A 19,907-nucleotide genomic window follows, 5' to 3' on the forward strand; every position below is an offset into this window, starting at 1 on the left:
TGTAACATCACCTCTATAGAAAATTATTTATTCATAAGCTTATAGGCAGGAGCGTGGTGAATATCGACTTTAAGGAAATTCTCAAAGGTAAAGGCAGCCACTCCAAGTGCCGTGGCATGGGTGTGTAATTCGGAAAAGCTTACATTTAAATCATCTTTCTGGAACCATAGAGCGTTATTTTTTGTTTTTTCGAGAAGTGGCTGTTCAATCCATTGCTTGGCTGCAACTAGACGGTTCCCAATAATTACTTTTTCCGGGTTGAAAGAGTTGATGATATTGGTAATGCCGACTCCAAGATAAGCTCCAATCGTACGGAAGGACTGAATCGGCTCCATATCCCCTGTATTTGCCAGCTCAATCATTTCTGCTAAAGTATCCTGATCTTCAGAAAAGCCAAGCTTCTTCCCGTAGGCAATCAGGGCCTGTTCGGAGGCGTATAATTCCCAACAGCCGTTATTACCGCAGCGGCATTTATCGCCATTAACTTCGATGGTCATATGGCCCATCTCTCCGGAAAATCCGTTATTGCCCCTGTACAATTTACCGTTAAGTACGAGTCCGACACCGATCCCTACGCCGACACTCACGTAGATAATGTCCTTTCCGTCTTTGCCGGCTCCAAATTTTTTCTCTCCATAAGCACCTGCGTTAGCTTCATTCTCAATGATCACCGGGCATTCGTATTTTTCTTCAAGCGGCTGTTTAAGCTCAACATTCTGCCAGCCAAGGTTCGGGGCAAGCAGCACCTTGCCATCTTTATTAACTGCACCCGGAACGCCGATTCCAATACCTACAATTCCATAGGGACTTGGAGGAGCGGCAGCTGTTAATTGATCAATAATTTTACACAGTTCTTCGTTGATGTGCTCATAGGAAAGCTGATGAAAATTCATTGAGGTCTCTTCACAAATATTTCCTTCTAAGTCTGTCAGAATGCCAAGAAGATAATTAACTCCGATATCAATACCAATACAGTATCCCGCATGCTGATTGAATAAAAGCATTACCGGACGTCTGCCGCCGCTTGATTCTCCCGGGCCTTTTTCATATATTAAATCCTCATTTAACAGTTCACTTACCTGAGAGGAGACCGTACCTTTATTCAGGCCGGTATTATTAGCAATTTCAGCTCGGGAGATTGGAGCTTGATTCATGATGGTTTCTAATACTAATGATTTGTTTCCGTTCTTAATGGTGTACTGATTCCATGTATTCAGCTTTTTCATTTCGCATCCATCCACTTCTTAAAAAAGTTTCCCCAATTATAGCACGAACAACATTGTTTATCCACTAGACAAACTAAGTTTCGTCTGGTACATTGTAATTAACATTCGAAAAGGATGTAAAAATTCTGAATTTATAGGGGGCAAAATTTAGATGAAAAAGAAAGCGGTTACATTGTTTTTGGCGATTACATCGTTCGTTTTGGTTCTTGTTGGCTGCAGCGGCGGAGCGGATGAGGGTAGTGCCAGTCAGGATGAAAAAACAATTGAATTTATGCACTTATGGCCCGAAGGAAGTTCGGCTCAGCACCACAAGATAATAGAAGATATTGTGGCTGATTTTGAGAGTAATAATGAAGGCGTAAACGTTGAAGTCGAAGTATTAAGTAACGAACAGTACAAGGATAAGATGAAAGTTCTATCTACATCGAACGAATTACCAGATGTAGGGATGACCTGGGCGGCCGGATATCTGGAGCCTTATGTTGAAGGGGATAAATTTGCTTCCTTAGATGATGTGCTGGAGGGTGGTCTTCAGGACTCCTTCGTGTCAGGGACAACGGAGGCCTATGCAATAGATGGTACAACGTATGGTCTTCCACTTGAATTAAACGTTGCACCCATCTATTACAATACGTCCATCTTCGAAGAGTACGGATTAGAAGTTCCGCAAACGTATGAAGAGTTGAAGCAAGTGGTTTCCACTCTTGAAGAGAATGGAGTAGAACCAATTGCTCTAGGTAACAAAGACCGCTGGACAGGATCTCTATGGTATATGTATATGGCTGACCGAATCGGCGGACCAGAGGCCCTAACGGAAGCTATTAATGGAAGCGGTTCCTTTGAAGACCCTGCATTTGTAGAAGCAGCAGCTAAAATTCAGGAATTAACGGATATGAATGCTTTTAACCCTGGTTTTAATGGTCTTTCGGATCAGGAAGCTAAGAGTATGTTTATGAGTGGCCAGGCAGCCATGTACATGATCGGCACGTGGGATCTTCCTAACTATACAACGAATGAAGATGTTCCGCAGGACTTCAGGAACTCTGTCGGATACTTCAAGTTCCCAACTGTTAATGGCCAGGGAGATCAAAGCAGCTTTGTGGGTGGTCCTGGTGTTGGCTTGTTCGTAGCTGAAAATTCTGATGTGAAAGCAGAAGCGAAAGATTTTGTTTCATTCTTTGTAGAGCAATGGGGTGAAAGATCCGTGCAAGATGCAGGTGTGATCCCGGCAACTAAAGTAGATGCCGAATCTATGGATCTTCCACAAATGTACGTCGATGTCTTAAATGACTTAAATAATGCAAGCAACATCACCTTGTTTGCGGATGTACAAATGAGCCCCGATGCAGCAGAAGTTCACTTGAATCAAATTCAAGCTTTATTCGGCGGTGAAATTACACCAGAAGAATTCGCTGAAGCTCATCAGGAAGCGATGTCCAGCGAAGAATAGAGTAATAGATAACAAGACGACTAGTTAAATTAGAAAAGGAGGTTCCGGCTTCCGGAACTCCTTTTCTACCCCACCAGGGGAGGAGGTAATATCAGTGAATAAAGTAATGTCCAATAAATGGATGATCGCCTTCTATGTATTGCCAGCCTTAATCCTTGTCGGAATCCTTATATTTATACCGTTAGGGTTGTCGGCTTATTACGGGCTGATGGATTGGAACGGAATTGGTGACATGGAATTTATCGGAATGGAAAATTATATAAACGCAGTGCAGGATATGAAGTTCTGGGATAGTGCGTTTCATTCATTTTTATTAGCTTTTTTCTCAACATTAAGCTTAATCGTATATCTGGCTATATCTATGATTCTGGCGTCCAAAATTAAAGGAGCCGATCTGTTAAGAAAAATATACTTAATTCCTATGCTTTTGTCCTCGGTTGCCATAGCCCAATTGTGGATTAAAGTCTTTAACCCATCCAACGGAATATTGAACAAGATGCTGATGGGATTAGGAGTGGAAAATCCACCGGCCTGGCTTGCGAATCCGGATATTGTTCTGTATGCAATTTTTATCCCGATTTTATGGCAGTACGCAGGTTTTTACATTTTGATTTACTATGCAGCTTTGAAGAACATCCCGGAATCGCTGATTGAAGCGGCTAAGATTGACGGTGCTTCACCTTTACAGATTGCCTACCGGATTAAACTTCCTCTGATAGCAGGGGTTGTGAAAGTTACCATCGTTCTTGCAATTGTTGGCTCATTAAAGTACTTCGATCTGATCTACGTCATGACCGGAGGAGGGCCGAATGGAGCAAGTGAAGTTATGGCTTCCTATATGTATAAATTGGCCTTTAGTACCAATGATTTCGGCTATGGAAGTGCGATTGGATTCTTGCTTCTTGTCATTACACTCATTGTCACAGTCATTGTTCGTAAATTAACTGCTGATAAAGAAAAACTTCAATATTAAAAGGAGGTTACCCCATGAATCGCCTCGGCTATATCTTCCTTTATTTATGTTTAGGACTGGTAGCTGTATTTCAGATTTTGCCGATTGTCTGGCTCTTCTTATTCTCGTTAAAAGGAAACCGTGAGATATTTGCTGGATCTCCATTTGCGCTTCCGCAGGAATGGAAGTGGGAAAATTACTTAACGGTTTGGCAGGGAGGAATCGGTACCTATTTCTTGAACAGTGTCTGGATTACGGTAGTTGCGATTATTCTTACCTCGCTGCTCGCGAGTATGGCAACGTTTGCGATCACAAGGATGCAGTGGAAACTCAGCAGTTTAGTGCTTGGATTATTTATGGTCGGACTCATGATCCCTATTCACTCCGCCATTATTCCACTTTTCAATATGTTTTTAAATGTGAATTTGATAGATAACCCTTGGTCCATAGTCATTACCTATACGGCATACAACTTGCCAATTACCATGATGATTTTGCTAGGGTTTTACTATACATTGCCACGTGAAATTGAAGAAGCCGCTATCATCGATGGATGCTCGATTCACCGGCTGTTCTTCCGAATTATCCTGCCGATGACCACACCGGTATTATCGACCATTGTGATCATCAACATGATCTACAACTGGAATGAGTTTGTGTTTGTAAACACCTTCATCAGTTCCGATCAGTACAAGACCTTGACAGTGGGAATCCAGAACTTTATCGGTCAGTATATGACAGATTGGGGAGCGATAGGAGCTACCCTGATTATTAGTCTCCTGCCGATTCTATTAGCCTTTATTTTCTTCAGTAACAAAGTAGTAGAAGGCATCTCATCGAGTGCTGTTAAAGGGTAATTTTAAAAAAAGCCTCATCTGCTGGTGAGATGAGGCAGAGGCTGATCACACTGATTTTTGACGGTCAATCCTGCGAAAAGCGTGGAGGCTGAGCCACATGGTGATAAAGGTATAAAGGCTTCCGCCGAATAGGAAAGCAAGGGCGGGAAGCGACCGGAACACCAGCATTAGTGAAGCCAGGCTCACCAGAATGAAAAAGCTCTGAACGGGGCTGATCAGCATAATTAAAAAGGTGTTTTTTAAGATGGCTGGGATCTTAAGGTCATAATGTACGAACACGGGAAACAAATAAAACAAGAATAATAGAAATATGAACATGAAAGCGAATAGTGGAATATAAGTCCAGGTTACGCCTCCTGAAATGGAGCGGATATAGTAAACATCCAAGCTGATGAGAAGAAGCAGACCCAGTACAACAAGACCTAAGCGATTGCTTTTCCAAAACTCAGCTTTGAAATATATCCAAAATGTAGAAAAAAGATTCCGATCCGTTTTCCCGTTTAACCAGTCTCTTACGATTGCAAACATTGCAGTGGTGGAAGGGAAAAGCCCAAAAATGACGGCTCCTGCCAGGGTGAACAAGATCCATAAGAGATGGAGATAGGCGAGCCGGGTAATCCAAACCATCATTCGGTAAAGTGCGCCGCTGAATAAATTCATAATAGACCCTCCGGAAATAGTTTTAGGAGATATGTCTCATTATACAAAAAGAAATAGTGGCGTAAAGGAAAAATATTTGAATAAAACCAAAAATAAAGCAGTTTATTATCTTTAGGAGGTTATCATAATGGCTTATTTTAACAATATCGATAAAATTAAATACGAAGGTTCTGAATCAACAAATCCATACGCATTTAAGTTCTACAATCCGGAAGAAACGATTAACGGGCAGACGATGGAGGAATATCTTCGATTCGGGGTGGCTTACTGGCACACATTTACGGAAGATCTATCCGATCCATTTGGTGTAGGTACCGCCCAGCGTCCGTGGGACCGATATGAAGGGATGGACCTTGCGAAGGCAAGAGTAGAAGCCGCTTTTGAATTCTTTGAAAAACTGAATGTTCCTTACTTCTGCTTCCACGATGTCGATATTGCTCCGGAAGGAAACAGCTTACGAGAGTCTAACGAGAACCTCGACACGATTGTCAGTATGATCAAGGATTATATGAAAGACAGTAAAACGAAGCTGCTTTGGAATACGGTGAATAATTTCACCCACCCGCGCTTTGTTCACGGTGCAGCTTCATCCAGTGAAGCGGATGTATTTGCGTATGCGGCTGCAAAAGTGAAGAAGGGACTTGAAGTCGGAAAAGAACTCGGTTCAGAAAACTATGTATTCTGGGGCGGACGCGAAGGTTATGAAACGCTGCTGAATACGGATATGAAGCTGGAACTTGATAACCTCGGCCGCTTCTACCATATGGCGGTGAACTATGCGAAGGAGATCGGATTCGATGCTCAGTTCTTAATTGAGCCGAAGCCAAAAGAGCCAACTACGCATCAATACGATTTCGACGTAGCTTCTGGTTATGCATTTTTGCAAAAATATGATCTTCAGGATCACTTTAAATTCAATATAGAAGCTAACCATGCCACGCTTGCTGGTCATACGTTCGAGCATGAACTTCATTATGCCCGCATTAATAATGTGCTGGGATCGGTGGATGCTAACCAGGGCCATCCTCTGCTAGGATGGGATACCGATGAATTCCCAACAGACCTTTACTCTACAACACTTGCTATGTATGAAATTATTAAAAATGGCGGATTAGGACGCGGGGGCTTGAACTTTGATGCGAAGGTCCGCCGGGGATCCTTTAAGCCGGAAGATTTATTCCACGCTCACATTGCTGGAATGGACAGTTTTGCGGTCGGATTAAAGGTTGCGCAGAAACTGCTTGAGGACGGGGGACTTGAAAATATTATCGAGGATCGCTACAGCAGCTATAAAGATGGGATTGGCAAGGATATTGTAAATGGTACAACTGATTTCCATAAGCTTGAACAGCATGCTCTTGGATTGGAAAGTATCTCTCAGCCATCCGGCCGCCTGGAAAATATTAAAGCCATCATTAACCAATACCTGCTGAAAACTTTTGCAGGAGAGAAGTAAATATGTCCTATGTCATTGGAATTGATTTAGGAACAAGTGCAGTTAAGCTATTACTGATGGACCGCAGCGGTAAGGTTGTTCAAGAAGTCTCAAAGACGTATCCATTGATTCAGGAAAGCCATGGATATAGTGAACAGGACCCGCAAGCCTGGGTAGAACAGACGGTAGCAGGGCTGTCTGAAATGATGAACCATTTCCCGGGCAATGCTGAAGATATTGAAGGCATCAGCTTTTCCGGACAAATGCATGGACTTGTGCTGCTGGATGACCACAACGAAGTGCTGCGTAATGCGATTCTGTGGAACGATACGCGCACCACTGCACAGTGTCAGGAAATTTATGATGTCATTGGAAATGACCGACTGCTTGAGATTACGCAGAATCCAGCTTTGGAAGGCTTCACTCTGCCTAAACTGATGTGGGTAAAAGAGCATGAGCCGAATATCTACTCAAAAGCTAAAACGTTTCTTCTGCCAAAGGATTATCTGCGTTACAAGCTGACCGGAGAACTGCATATGGATTATTCAGATGCATCAGGCACTCTCCTGCTTGATATTCATACGAACAACTGGAGCGAAGACATGTGCCAGGCATTAGGGATTGATTCCGATCTTTGCCCGCCGCTCATTGGTTCTTATGAACAGACGGGTACGGTACTGCCGGAGATGGCGAGCATCACAGGTCTTTCAGCTTCCACCCGCGTGTTTGCCGGAGGAGCGGATAATGCGTGCGGAGCCATCGGATCCGGCATTTTAGAGGAAGGAAAAACTTTGTGCAGTATAGGTACTTCGGGTGTTGTGCTCTCTTATGAAGCCAGTCATGACAAAGAGTTTGGCGGAAAGGTTCATTACTTTAATCATGGCGCACCGGATGCTTACTACACGATGGGTGTGACGCTTGCCGCAGGTTACAGTCTCAGCTGGTTCAAAGAAGTGTTTGCAAAAGAAGAATCCTTTGAGGATCTTTTAGCGGAAGTGGACTCCGTTCAACCCGGTGCTAATGGATTAATGTTCACCCCGTATATTTCCGGGGAGCGGACTCCGCATGCAGACGCATCGATCCGGGCAAGCTTTATCGGAATGGATAGTTCCCACCAGCGGAAGGATTTCGTCCGTGCGGTCATGGAGGGTATCACCTTTTCTCTTCATGAATCGATCAATCTGTTTCGTAATAATGGGAAAAAAATTGATACGATTGTGTCTACCGGAGGCGGTACGAAAAATGAACACTGGCTGCAAATGCAGGCAGATATATTTAACGCGGACATCGTGAAGCTATCGAGTGAACAAGGTCCGGGAGTCGGGGCTGCCATGCTTGCTGCTTACGGCTGCGGCTGGTTCGATTCCCTGAAGCAATGTGCGGATGAATTCTTGCAAATTGAAAAGACCTTTTCACCGATTGAAGAAAATGTCCAGACTTATGAGGAACTTTTTGGTATTTATCGGCATGTTTATGAGCAAACAAGGGAATTAAATACACAATTGCTCCCTTACCGAAAGTAAGAGGGGAAGGAGAAAGGCTGCCTGCTGAAGGGCCAGCCTTTCTTATTATTTACGGAAGGTGGAATACTTTATGAAATATAATCGTTTAGGGAATACAGACCTTGAAATCAGTGAACTGAGCTTTGGAACATGGGCGATTGGCGGTGCCTGGGGGCAAACGAATGATGAAGATGCGCTTGCGGCACTTGAAACAGCCATGGAGAGCGGAGTTAACTTTTTTGATACAGCGGATGTATATGGCATGGGGCACAGCGAGGAGCTGCTTGCGCAGGCAACGAAAGGAAAAGAAAAAGAAATCTATATTGCGACGAAGTTCGGACGCCAGGGGGACTTTGCCGATCCAGCGAACTATACGCCGGAGCAGGTAAGACAGTATGCTGAGGACAGCCTGAAGCGACTCAATCGTGATCGGATTGATTTGTACCAGATCCACTGTCCAACTTTTGAGATTATAAAGGATGGCTCTGTATTTGATGTATTGGAGGATTTAAAAGCAGAAGGAAAAATTCGCTACTACGGGGTCAGCGTTGAGACGGTGGAGGAAGGGCTGTATGTACTTGAACAAACCAATGCCAGCTCTCTGCAAATTATCTTCAATATATTCAGGCAGAAGCCGCTCGATGAATTGATTCCAAAAGCACTTGAAAAGCAGGTAGGAATCCTTGCACGTGTACCGCTCGCAAGCGGTCTTCTAACAGGGAAGTTCAATAAACAGCACGTGTTCGAAGAAGATGACCACCGCAACTTTAACCAAAACGGGGAAGCGTTCAATGTTGGTGAAACCTTTGCGGGTCTTGAATTTTCCAAAGGAGTGGAATTGAGCGAGGAGCTTCAATGGATGATCAAAGGCCGCGGAAATATGAGCCGGGCAGCGCTGAAGTGGATTATGCAGCAGGACGGCATTACAAGTGTCATTCCAGGCTTCCGTAATGTGAGTCAAGTAGAGGATAATCTGAAGGCACTTGAAACCAGAGACTTTTCGAACGAAGAGTTGCAGCAGTTAAAAGAGTTTTATAACGAGCAGGTGCATGAGCATATTCGAGGAGTTTACTAATAACGAAGCTCTGTAAAACTTCAGTGCTGATGTTACAGTAAAGCTTTCGTTTCTGGAAGACTTGATTTCGAGATAGTTAGGTCCGTTACGTAAGGTGGATAAGGGTTGGTGGGGAAGTAACTCGCTTTCCTACGGGGGAACTGTGAGATCCCACAGGGCTTTTAAGCCCGAGGAAGCTCACTTCATGCCCGCGGAAAGCGAAATCGTCCCCCGAAGGAACTTAACACTAACCCAATATCTCTAAACTGAGTCTTACAGTATACTGCCCTTAATAAGTCTTTTATGGAAAATCTACTAAAACGTCTCTCAGACCTAATAATGAAGAAAGCCAGGAGAGAGGCCTCCTGGCTTGTTTTTATTGAGTCTTAAATGAAAAAGTGGTGCGTTTGTGGTAGGGTTCGTTACCGTTTAAAACAATAGATGGGAAGCCTTCATGATGAAGCGATGCCGGGGAACTTTGGGTTTCCATACATAAACCTAAATACTTTTCGGCAGATCTTTCTGCCAAAAGAAAGCTGTCATCCAGGTTGTTTGAGGTGTACATCACCATTCCCGGTTGATCGGTAGTAATATCGAGCGTCCGGCCGCTTGTTGGTTCTTCAACATGGACCTGTCCATCTTCCAGAATAAAATAATGATCAAATCCATCTTTCGCGATTTTGTTCTGAGGGTGAGGGGTAACCATCCCTTCCACCAGGTCTTTTCCTTCCCGGAAATCAAAAGGTGTGTCATCGACGTCCAGCCATTTTCCAGTGGGGATCAGCTTATCGTCCAATTCGACAAATCGCGAACTGTTGAAGGTAAGATGATGATTATGCAAAGTCCTCTTATAGTTCCCGCTTAAATTAAAGTAAGAGTGGTTAGTTAATGTCAGGACGGTTGTTTCATCACTTTCCGCTTGATAGTCCACTACCAATTCGTTCTCGTTCGTTAACGTATAAGTCACGGTGACATCAAGATTGCCAGGGTATTCGTCTTCTTCTTTTGAAACATTCAAAGAGAGCGTAAGACCGATCTGGTTCTCGCTTTCAAAAGGGGTGACATCCCATATTTTTTGATGAAATCCATTCGCACCGCCATGAAGATGATTAGGACCTTCATTAGCGTCCAGATCATAGGTTTGACCTTTTAATGTAAAAGAAGATCCCTCAATCCGTCCGGCCACTCGTCCAATAATGGCTCCAAAATAATTAGGATCTTTTTTATAGTCTTCTACATTTCTGTAACCGAGGACTACATTTTCAAGTGTTCCTTCCTGGTCTGGTACGAGCAGCTCCGTAATAATCCCACCGTAGTTCAAAACACTGAGCTTCATGCCGTGATCGTTCGTCAGGTCGTACTTTGTCCAGCTGTTGCTGACTTCTTTCGTCGTAATCTCCATGTTGTATGTACCTCCATTTAAGAAGCGAAGAAGAGTATCCGCATATTCTATAATTTCTATAGTCTTCTTTAGTTTATCAGACATGAAAGTGTTATCTACGTATTTCGCTTAAACGACTAAGCATCATAATAGAAAAAAGTGAACAAATAAAGAAGTACAGGATCATTGAGGCTCCTGTGATTTTATAGCCTCCTGTTATCAGGAGTAAAATCTACGGGGACTCCTGAATCTTATCGAGCATATGGTGAAAGGCTAAAGGATCTTCAAAATCTTCTGCTGTCCAATTTTCATGGATCCATTGTTTTAATTCTTCTGGTGAGTTGAATACCTCTCCACTGGTATCTTCTTTCCGTATGGTATATCGTCCGTTATCAGGGTCAATCGTAATAATACAGGGATAGGCCCCATTTTTTCCGCGCAGCGTGAATTCCAATGTGAGATCATCCTTTTTACAGGTTATTCTAACCTTTAATACAACCTTCATACCAATTGTCTATCACGTTGTATTTCTTAAGAAAATAGCCAGCAGTCTTCCTTGAGAAAAGCTGAAATGGAATTGAGAAGAATGGGTAAATATTCCGTAAAAACCCCTTGCGAAGAACTGGTGGTATCAGCTATAATAATATTTGTCGGATTAAGCGGCACGCAGGTGCCGGATCGGCAATTCTAAATCTATGGGGCATTAGCTCAGCTGGGAGAGCGCAACACTGGCAGTGTTGAGGTCAGCGGTTCGAGCCCGCTATGCTCCACTAAAAAAACCTTGCAGCGCAAGGTTTTTTTAATATGATTAAATACTAACACTTTATAATTTTGTTGACTAAGTTTTATGAGGAGTATATCTATCTGATTGAATAGCATTTGTTACGATTGTTTTAAAAAATGTGCCCAAAGATACTGAGAGTTGTAAGGAGATTTCTTAACTAATTCTCGGATTTAATTACACGCCATCCGTTAGTTCTTGTAACTTCATTACTTAATGTATCATAAAATTTTCTTATAATGTTCATCTGAGAGTTTTCTCTTATTATCTGATGTGAAATTATCATCTAGGAATCCTACGTTTGAATTGTTTTGATGTATCCAACTCTCGTTGAACCAACCATTCAGCGAATTTTTGTTTATGAAAAGAAATCCAAAATAAAAAATCTTAATTCAATAACTCAAGAAGGAATAAGTGTTGCTAAGAATCTTTATTGACATCTCAGCGGAAAAATACTATGATAAATGCGTGTTCTTAATAAAGAATGAATAGTGAAGTTGGACTAATTATTGATGACTTCAGGAGAGGAAGTGATACTGGAAGAGGCAGTATCAAATATGAATGAACTGTATTTTATAATGAATTTTATTAATTAAGGTAAACTTGTAAGTAAAATTAGTGATTTATTTGTCAAATTTAGACCATCAATTCTACTTTCACAGTAAATTTATCGTAAATTGTTAAAATAAGGTTGACAAGTTCTTAATAAAGAACTAGAGTGTAGATATTAGCTAAACTAAATTGTCCTAACAAATAGGGCAGTTTTTTTATAACTGTCCGTTCGTTATATAGAATAATATGGAATCTAAAATCCAAAAGGTGGTTCTTATGAATATTAAAAGACAAAAGAACTTTATAGATGATGGAAGAAGCAGTGACATTAACTTAAAAGAATATTTTGATGTCATCAAAAGAAGAGCTTGGATCATTGTAGTTCTTATGCTTCTAACCACATCAGCTGGGATAGCTTATACTCATTTTAACAATACATTACTTTATCAAACATCTACAAGAATTATCCTAGAAACTGAAGACGAAGACATGAACACACTCATGGTTATGATCAAAGATCCCATTATAATGGATGAAGTTAAAAAACAGCTAAATCTGGAAATTTCGGACGAAGAGCTTGCCTCAAAGATCACTGTAGACAGACTCGATGAATCTCAAGTAGTCTTAATTTCTGTAACTGATACAAACCCTGAGCGTGCTGCGAACATCGCAAACTCCACTGCACAAGTTTATAAAAAAAAGATTGGAGATATTTTATCCTTTGAGGAAGTACAACTACTTTCAGAAGCAAAGTTGAACCCAATGCCTATCAATGAAAATCAAAGCCGTAATCTTGTTGCAGCAGCAGTATTTGGATTGATTGTAGGAGTTGGAATAGTTTTTTTATTAGATACACTTGATGGAACAATCCGCTCTCGGCATGAGATTGAAGAATACTTGGATATTCCTGTTATTGGATCCGTTTCGACTATGAATAGAAGGAACACGATCACTAACAAAAAGAAAAAACAATCATCCAACTTGGAAGCCAGGGGGGAGAAAATTGATATTAAGCAAAATCAGACAAGCTAAAAAAAGAAGAAATCTAATTACTTATACTAACCCAGATTCCGTGGTATCTGACCAGTTTCGAACGATTCGAACGAATATGAAATTTTTAACAGATAATCGTAATAGCCATAATTTTTTGCTCACCTCTCCGAACAATCAGGAAGGTACTTCGACAACTGGAGCTAACCTGGCTGTATCGATGGCTTTCTTAAGAGATAAGATTCTCCTCATTGACGCAAATTTAAGAAGTCCTTATCAACATGTCATTTTTAAGACTGATAATGAAATCGGACTAAACAACATAATCGCGGGTCAAACAACCTTCAATCAGGCTGTATTTAAAACGGGTATAGGTAATCTTGATTTGTTAACCAGTGGTTCTAGTAAGATGAACCCTACTGAAGTCATTAGTGATGAAAAAATGGTTGAATTATTAAAAGAAGTGAGCAGTACTTACGATATTGTTTTGGTTGATTCCCCATCTGTACTTCAATCTACTGAAACAAGGGTGTTGGCTCACCACTGTGATGGAGTTGTGCTTATCATTAATAAAGGAAAAACGGATTTACAAAAAGCAGCTGAAGCAAAAAGTGTCTTAGATCTTGCACATGCTGATATCGTAGGGGCTATCTTAAATGATAGAAAGTAATATTTTTTTATTCGTTCGTTCTTTATAAAGAATTTATTTTCTTAATATAGGTTTCAGGCGATGTCTCCTTGCCTGTATCAATGGAGGCACTCGGCCATGCTGTGGGTTGTCTTAATAAATAACCTTAGACGCGAGTCGTCGGTGGTGTGGCGTGAGGGCGGGTTGAATGCCCATTAATTTTAAATTTTTATGAAGAGGGATCATGTGAACCCTCTTCATAAAAATTTGGAAATTATACATAATTCAATAACAGCTAGAACAATTAGGTAAGAGAGGGGAGAATGTATGACCTATCGACAGAGATTGTCCTTATTTATATTTATAGATTCATGCATTATTATAACTGCTGTTTTAATTAGCCGAATGCTTGTCGATTCGAACTTTTATAACTTTACACCACTTATTATCAGTACCATCGGATTATTAACTGTTCACTTGTTTTTTTCGTTTCTATTGAACCTATATAAGAAAGCATGGGAGTATGCAAGCATAGGTGAACTAATTATCATTCTTAAAACGGTTACCTATTCAATAATTGTTATCGCTGCTATCCAATTTATTATTTTACAAGCCGTCTACCTAAGAGCACTTGCAATTATTTGGATGATCAATTTGCTTGTTATCGGCGGGTCACGCTTCTTATGGAGAATTTACAGAGATAACTACCTTGTTCAAAGCAATACGAAAAAAAGGACTCTAATCATCGGGGCGGGTTCTGCAGGAATCATGGTAGTCAGACAACTACAGAGAAGTGAAGATACAGATTTGTGTCCTGTAGCTTTCGTAGATGATAGTCCGATAAAGCACCATCTGGATATTTTAGGTATTCCTGTAGTAGGTGGCGTGGGCGAAATTGAGAAGTATGTTGATCAATTGGATATTGAAAATATCATCATCGCCATTCCATCACTAAACAGAGAAGGAATTCAAAATATTTTCCAGGAGTGCGCAAAAACAGAAGCAAAAACTCAGATCCTTCCGATGCTTGAAGATCTAGTTACGGGTAAAGTTTCCGTAACACAATTAAGAGATGTGAAAGTTGAGGATTTATTAGGAAGAGCTCCTGTTGATTTAGATATTGATCAAATATCTGACTATGTGAAGAGTCAAGTTGTTTTAGTAACAGGAGCAGGTGGTTCAATTGGATCAGAGATCTGCAGGCAAATTGCGAGGTTTGGACCTGAAGAATTAATCTTACTTGGTCATGGTGAAAATAGTATCCATGCTATAGAAACCGAGTTAAGAGAAAAGTTTTCAAAGAATGGAATTAAGATTATTACGGAAATTGCAGATATTCAAGATGGAGATAAAATGGATAAGATATTTAACTATTACTCACCCGATGTGGTTTACCACGCAGCTGCTCATAAACATGTTCCTCTAATGGAACGTAATCCGGAAGAAGCAGTGAAAAATAATATGATTGGCACCTATAATGTGGCTAAAGCGGCAAGGGGGAGCAATACGGGGACATTCGTCATGATTTCCTCAGATAAAGCCGTTAATCCTACCAGTGTGATGGGAGCTACCAAACGATTATCAGAAATGATTATCCAAAGTATGAATGGATATGGTAATACGAAATTCGTAGCGGTGCGATTTGGGAATGTGCTAGGAAGTCGAGGAAGTGTCGTTCCGATCTTTACAAAACAAATTGCTAAAGGCGGGCCCGTCAAAGTGACCCACCCTGAAATGATTCGTTACTTTATGACGATACCTGAAGCATCAAGTCTTGTTATCCAAGCAGGTGCTCTAACCCAGGGCGGCGAGATATTTGTTTTAGATATGGGGGCTCCGGTGAAAATTGTTGACTTAGCCAGAAATCTAATCAAACTTTCTGGCTACACCTTAGAAGATATTAAGATCGAATTCAGCGGTATAAGGCCAGGAGAGAAATTATATGAAGAGTTATTGAAGGATGATGAAGTTCATGAAAACCAAGTCTACCCGAAGATTTACTTAGGAAAAACGGCTAACTTGTATATCGATGATATACAGGAAATAATCAATAGTTATGATAGATGGGACAAAGAATTTTTAAGAGAGCAGTTATTAAGTCTAGCCAACAACAAAGGGCTCATTCGCTCAAATGAAGCTATATCTATAACAAGTTAGGCAAGGGGAGAAGAGAATGAGGGGAAGAGTTCTATTTTGTGCTACCGTAGATTATCATTTTAAGCTATTTCACCTTCCGTATTTAAAATGGTTTAAAGAACAAGGCTGGGAAGTTCATGTAGCTGCAAGCGGTAACGTGAATCTTCCCTATGTGGACCAAAAATTTAACATTCCAATTCAACGATCTCCTTTTAGTCTGAAAAATGTGCAAGCTTATCAAGATCTTAATGGTCTAATAAATGAGCACCACTATGAAATTGTTCATTGCCATACACCGATGGGCGGGGTTCTAGCTCGCTTAGCAGCTCGAAACGCAAGAAAAAATGGAACAAAGGTTATTTATACCGCTCACGGATTCCATTTTTGTAAAGGTGCCCCGATTACGAATTGGCTCCTTTACTATCCAATTGAAAAATTATTAGCTTCTTCTACGGATTGCTTAATCACAATTAACCAGGAGGATTTTCTGCTGGCTACTCAGCGGTTTAAAACAAAACAAATCGAACTTGTGAATGGTGTCGGGGTAAATATAGAGGAATTCAAGAAGATTAGTGAAAAAGAAAAAGTCACGTTGAGAAAGTCATCGGGGTATGGTCCTGATGACTTTTTATTATTCTATGCAGCTGAATTCAATAAAAATAAAAATCAACAATTTCTACTTCAATCATTAGCATTAATAAAGAAGGATGTTCCTCAAGCCAGATTGATACTTGCTGGAGAAGGAAGCACTCTTGGTGTTTGCAAGGAGCTAGCCGCCAAGCTTGAAATTGATCATATGGTGGATTTCCTGGGATATTGTGATGATATTAAGGGAATTGTTTCCATGTGCGATATGGTAGCTGCCTCCAGCTTGAGGGAAGGCTTGCCTGTAAATATCATGGAAGCTATGGCTTGCGGCTTGCCGATTGTGGCTATTGATAACCGCGGTCATAGAGAGTTAGTAGAAAATGATGTAAACGGGTGGGTATTTAAAAACCATCAAGTCTTAGAGTTCTCAGAAAAAGTCAAACATATTGCGGAACATATGGAAGTTAGACAACAGCTTGGGAACAATGGGAGAAACATAATTATCCAAAAATATAGTACTAATAAAGTCATCCAACAAAATAGTAAAATCTATCAATCTTATATGAGAGAAGGTGAAATCGAGGAATGGGCGATCCATTAAGAGTATTGCACGTAGTCGTAAACATGAACAGAGGCGGAGCAGAGACCCTCATTATGAATTTGTACCGGAATATAGATCGTTCGAGAGTTCAATTCGATTTTCTCACTTATAAAGAAGGGGTGTTTGATGAGGAAATAAAAAAATTAGGTGGTAAGGTGCACCGGATACCTTATATTTCTGAAGTAGGACATAAGCAGTTTGTTAAAGGCTTGGATACGTTCTTCCGCCAACACTTCCATTATAAGATTGTTCACTCACACATGGACAAGATGAGTGGTTTGGTTCTTCGATCTGCAAAACGTTATGGGGTTACCGCACGTATCGCTCATAGCCATAATACGAGTAGCGAGGGTGGATTTCTAACCAGATTATATAAAGAGTATGCTGGGATATTTATTAAAAATAACGCAACGCATTTATACGCATGTTCTAACCTGGCAGCTCAATGGTTGTTTCCAAAAAGAGTGAATGAAGCTCTTATTATTAAAAATGGGATAGACAGCGAAAAGTTTACTTATTCTTCAACACTAAGAAAGCAAATTAGAAAAGAACTCAATCTGTATGAGGATACTCATGTAATTGGACATGTAGGAAGATTCTCACTTCAAAAAAACCACATGTTTTTAATTGAAGTTTTTGCCGAGTACTCCAGGAAGAAACCAAACTCTAGATTGCTCTTAATTGGAGATGGTCCATTAAGATCTAAAATCATTGAAAAGATAAAGGTTCTTCGTTTAGAAGATAAAGTTCAGTTATTGGGAATAAGAGAAGATATTCCCTCTTTGCTTCAGGCCATAGATGTCTTTCTATTTCCATCATTTCATGAAGGACTGCCTGTGACATTAATTGAAGCTCAGGGCGCAGGACTACATTGTTTCATATCAGATAAGATTTCAGGTGAAGTTGACTTGGGATTAGGGTTGATGGAGAGGTTACCAATTTCAAGTGAAGCCCAAGCAATTTGGGTTCAAAAGCTTTTAGAAAAATCTTCTTTTCAATCTCAGCGTTTAATCAGCTCGAAAAAATTAAACCAAAGTGGGTATGACATTCATCTTACGGCAAGAAAAACAGAGAATTCTTACTTACGGTTAGGGGGGAGAGCAGGTTGATGCTCCTTACCGTCTTTACTCCAACTTATAATCGTGCTTATTGCCTGCACCAATGTTATGAAAGCTTAAAAAGGCAAACGAACAAAAATTTCATTTGGTTAATTATTGATGATGGATCCACAGACGATACGTTCGAGAAAGTCGAGGAATGGAAGAAAGAAAGTATTATTCATATCCACTATCATTATCAAGAAAATCAAGGAATGCATGGGGCTCATAATACAGCTTATAAATTAATTGAAACTGAACTGAATGTATGTATTGATTCAGATGATTATATGCCAGATGATGCTGTAGAAAACATTGTTAACCACTGGGAAAAATATGGAGATGAATTGGTTGGCGGCATCATTGGGCTTGACGCTTTTACAGACCAACAGATCATTGGTTCGATATTGCCGACGAGTCAGAATACTTCTACCCTTTTCGATCTTTATTATAAACATGGAGTAACTGGTGATAAAAAACTTGTGTACCGTTCAGAGCTCACAAGAAAATATCCCTATCCTGTCTTTGAAGGTGAAAAATACGTAGGACTTGCTTATAAATACTATAAGCTAGATCAAGAGTATGAAATGCTTCTACTGAATAAAGTACTCTGCTGCGTGGAGTACTTACCGGATGGTTCTTCCAGAAACATGCTAAAGCAATATCGAAGAAATCCTCAAGGCTTCTCCTTTTATCGAAAAGAGCTGATGAAATTGTCTTTTGCGGGACTATCGTTTAAGTTCAGACAATCTATCCATTATGTATCAAGCAGCCTAATGATGAAAAACTGGAAATTCATCAGAGAGTCTCCTAATAAAGGATTAACAATCCTAGCTTTACCACTAGGCCTTTTATTATTTACTTATGTAACTAGTAGAACAAGAGATGTGATATATGAATAAATTTCCTTTGAAAGGAAATGGTTATGACACAATTATGGATGAACCTTGCTTTAGTATTCTGTTTAGCTTATTTTGCGAGGCTGGTAGGAGTTAAAATTCAAACGAATACGATGGTGATCAGTAGACCAAATTCATTTTTCGTATTTGGAGCATTAGTATCACTCGTGCTTGTATCAGGATTGCGATCGAATATTGGAGATACTTACTTTTACAAACATACCTATGAAATCAATACGTTTACATGGGAGTTTATCCAGTCTCAAAAAGATATAGGATTTGGCATACTACAGATGTTATTAAAAAGTATATCTGATGATCCTCAAGTGCTTATATTTACGACAGCACTTATTACCAACACATTAATTGTGATTGTCTTATATAAATATTCTCGCATGTTGGAATTAAGTTTGTACGTGTATATCACAGGTGGTCTGTTTTTAGTATCTATGAATGGGATGCGGCAGGTGTTAGCTGCTGCTATCGCCTTCACAGCATTAAAATATATTGTAAACGGTAACTTGAAACGATACATTCTCGTTATTCTCATCGCTTCGTTGTTTCATCAAAGTGCATTAGTGCTGCTGCCGATTTACTTTCTCGTTCAATTTAAAGCCTGGTCTAAAGCTACGGTGGCTCTGCTTATTTTTTCAGTTGTAATTGTTATTGGATTTGAACAATTTTCATCTTTATTGTTTTCAGCTATAGAAGATACACAGTATGGAGATTATGAGAATTTTACTGAAGGAGGAGCAAGCGCATTAAGAGTAGCGGTATTTGGAGCACCAATTTTGCTTGCTTACATTGGGAAGGATAAATTGAGAGAAATTTTCCCTCAGAGTGATTACATTGTAAACCTATGCTTAATTGGTCTCGTTTTTATGATCGCGTCGACTCAAAATTGGATTTTCGCAAGGTTCTCTATTTATTTTACTTTATATCAGTTGATCCTTGTTTCATGGGTTGTAAAATTATTTCGACCAAGAGATGAAAAAATGATCTATTTCGCAATCACTAGTTGTTATTTGGCTTATTACTATTTCGAAAATGTTATGAACTTGAATATTGATTACCGTAGTGAATTTTTGGTTTGGTAACTACTGGTTTGATAATTAAGA

General features: G+C 40.2%; 17 protein-coding genes and 1 tRNA gene. 14 read left to right on the forward strand and 4 right to left on the reverse strand.

Features of this window, described 5'->3' with window-relative positions; translation table 11 throughout:
- Positions 1–23: 23 nt before the first annotated feature.
- Positions 24–1,226, reverse strand: coding sequence for an ROK family transcriptional regulator (locus HBHAL_RS04720; protein ID WP_014642216.1), 1,203 nt, complete (start codon positions 1,224–1,226; stop codon positions 24–26).
- A 151-nt stretch (positions 1,227–1,377) separates the two neighbouring features.
- Between HBHAL_RS04720 and HBHAL_RS04725 the strand changes: the two genes are divergently transcribed.
- The 3 genes from HBHAL_RS04725 (at position 1,378) to HBHAL_RS04735 (ending at position 4,485) form a co-directional block, all read left to right on the forward strand.
- Entirely contained in the window at positions 1,378–2,676 is a 1,299-nt protein-coding gene (locus tag HBHAL_RS04725; RefSeq protein ID WP_014642217.1) for an extracellular solute-binding protein, read from the forward strand.
- A gap of 94 nt (positions 2,677–2,770) precedes the next feature.
- The gene (locus HBHAL_RS04730) at positions 2,771–3,649 is read left to right on the forward strand and encodes a carbohydrate ABC transporter permease (protein ID WP_014642218.1); all 879 of its coding nucleotides are present in this window, start codon (positions 2,771–2,773) and stop codon (positions 3,647–3,649) included.
- Positions 3,650–3,663: 14 nt separating this feature from the next.
- The gene (locus HBHAL_RS04735; protein WP_014642219.1) at positions 3,664–4,485 is read left to right on the forward strand and encodes a carbohydrate ABC transporter permease; all 822 of its coding nucleotides are present in this window, start codon (positions 3,664–3,666) and stop codon (positions 4,483–4,485) included.
- A 45-nt stretch (positions 4,486–4,530) separates the two neighbouring features.
- Here HBHAL_RS04735 and HBHAL_RS04740 read toward each other — a convergent pair whose 3' ends face one another.
- Positions 4,531–5,145, reverse strand: coding sequence for a YesL family protein (locus HBHAL_RS04740; protein WP_014642220.1), 615 nt, complete (start codon positions 5,143–5,145; stop codon positions 4,531–4,533).
- A 127-nt stretch (positions 5,146–5,272) separates the two neighbouring features.
- Here HBHAL_RS04740 and xylA point away from each other — a divergent pair, with 127 nt between their 5' ends.
- The 3 genes from xylA (at position 5,273) to HBHAL_RS04755 (ending at position 9,157) form a co-directional block, all read left to right on the forward strand.
- Positions 5,273–6,601 carry a xylose isomerase gene (gene xylA / locus HBHAL_RS04745; protein ID WP_014642221.1) on the forward strand — a complete coding sequence of 443 codons (1,329 nt, stop codon included), beginning with the start codon at positions 5,273–5,275 and terminating at the stop codon, positions 6,599–6,601.
- 2 nt (positions 6,602–6,603) lie between these two features.
- Complete coding sequence (xylB, locus tag HBHAL_RS04750; protein ID WP_014642222.1) at positions 6,604–8,103, forward strand: xylulokinase; 1,500 nt, start codon at positions 6,604–6,606, stop codon at positions 8,101–8,103.
- A 70-nt stretch (positions 8,104–8,173) separates the two neighbouring features.
- Positions 8,174–9,157, forward strand: a complete 984-nt coding sequence (locus HBHAL_RS04755) for an aldo/keto reductase (RefSeq protein WP_014642223.1) — start codon at positions 8,174–8,176, stop codon at positions 9,155–9,157.
- A gap of 355 nt (positions 9,158–9,512) precedes the next feature.
- Here HBHAL_RS04755 and HBHAL_RS04760 read toward each other — a convergent pair whose 3' ends face one another.
- Positions 9,513–10,622: an aldose epimerase family protein gene (locus HBHAL_RS04760; RefSeq protein ID WP_317615986.1), complete on the reverse strand. Its 1,110-nt coding sequence runs from the start codon at positions 10,620–10,622 to the stop codon at positions 9,513–9,515.
- 127 nt (positions 10,623–10,749) lie between these two features.
- Complete coding sequence (locus HBHAL_RS04765) at positions 10,750–10,971, reverse strand: PWWP domain-containing protein (RefSeq protein WP_041601200.1); 222 nt, start codon at positions 10,969–10,971, stop codon at positions 10,750–10,752.
- 243 nt (positions 10,972–11,214) lie between these two features.
- Here HBHAL_RS04765 and HBHAL_RS04770 point away from each other — a divergent pair.
- The 8 genes from HBHAL_RS04770 to HBHAL_RS04805 all read left to right on the forward strand — a co-directional run bounded on the left by HBHAL_RS04770 (position 11,215) and on the right by HBHAL_RS04805 (position 19,886).
- Positions 11,215–11,287: transfer RNA gene (locus tag HBHAL_RS04770), tRNA-Ala, on the forward strand.
- 839 nt (positions 11,288–12,126) lie between these two features.
- Complete coding sequence (locus tag HBHAL_RS04775; RefSeq protein WP_014642227.1) at positions 12,127–12,882, forward strand: YveK family protein; 756 nt, start codon at positions 12,127–12,129, stop codon at positions 12,880–12,882.
- The gene (locus HBHAL_RS04780; protein ID WP_014642228.1) at positions 12,854–13,510 is read left to right on the forward strand and encodes a CpsD/CapB family tyrosine-protein kinase; all 657 of its coding nucleotides are present in this window, start codon (positions 12,854–12,856) and stop codon (positions 13,508–13,510) included. Before HBHAL_RS04775 ends, HBHAL_RS04780 begins: the two co-directional genes overlap by 29 nt.
- Positions 13,511–13,795: 285 nt before the next feature.
- Positions 13,796–15,625: a polysaccharide biosynthesis protein gene (locus tag HBHAL_RS04785; RefSeq protein WP_014642229.1), complete on the forward strand. Its 1,830-nt coding sequence runs from the start codon at positions 13,796–13,798 to the stop codon at positions 15,623–15,625.
- Positions 15,626–15,641: 16 nt separating this feature from the next.
- Positions 15,642–16,793 (forward strand): glycosyltransferase family 4 protein, encoded by a 1,152-nt coding sequence (locus tag HBHAL_RS04790; RefSeq protein WP_014642230.1) that lies wholly within the window; start codon positions 15,642–15,644, stop codon positions 16,791–16,793.
- Positions 16,778–17,902 (forward strand): glycosyltransferase family 1 protein, encoded by a 1,125-nt coding sequence (locus HBHAL_RS04795; protein ID WP_014642231.1) that lies wholly within the window; start codon positions 16,778–16,780, stop codon positions 17,900–17,902. Before HBHAL_RS04790 ends, HBHAL_RS04795 begins: the two co-directional genes overlap by 16 nt.
- Positions 17,902–18,792 carry a glycosyltransferase family 2 protein gene (locus tag HBHAL_RS04800; protein ID WP_014642232.1) on the forward strand — a complete coding sequence of 297 codons (891 nt, stop codon included), beginning with the start codon at positions 17,902–17,904 and terminating at the stop codon, positions 18,790–18,792. The genes HBHAL_RS04795 and HBHAL_RS04800 overlap by 1 nt, the downstream gene beginning before the upstream one ends.
- Positions 18,793–18,815: 23 nt before the next feature.
- Positions 18,816–19,886, forward strand: a complete 1,071-nt coding sequence (locus HBHAL_RS04805; RefSeq protein ID WP_014642233.1) for an EpsG family protein — start codon at positions 18,816–18,818, stop codon at positions 19,884–19,886.
- Positions 19,887–19,907 lie beyond the last annotated feature (21 nt).

The organism is Halobacillus halophilus DSM 2266 (assembly GCF_000284515.1).
GTDB classification, from domain to species: domain Bacteria; phylum Bacillota; class Bacilli; order Bacillales; family Halobacillaceae; genus Halobacillus; species Halobacillus halophilus.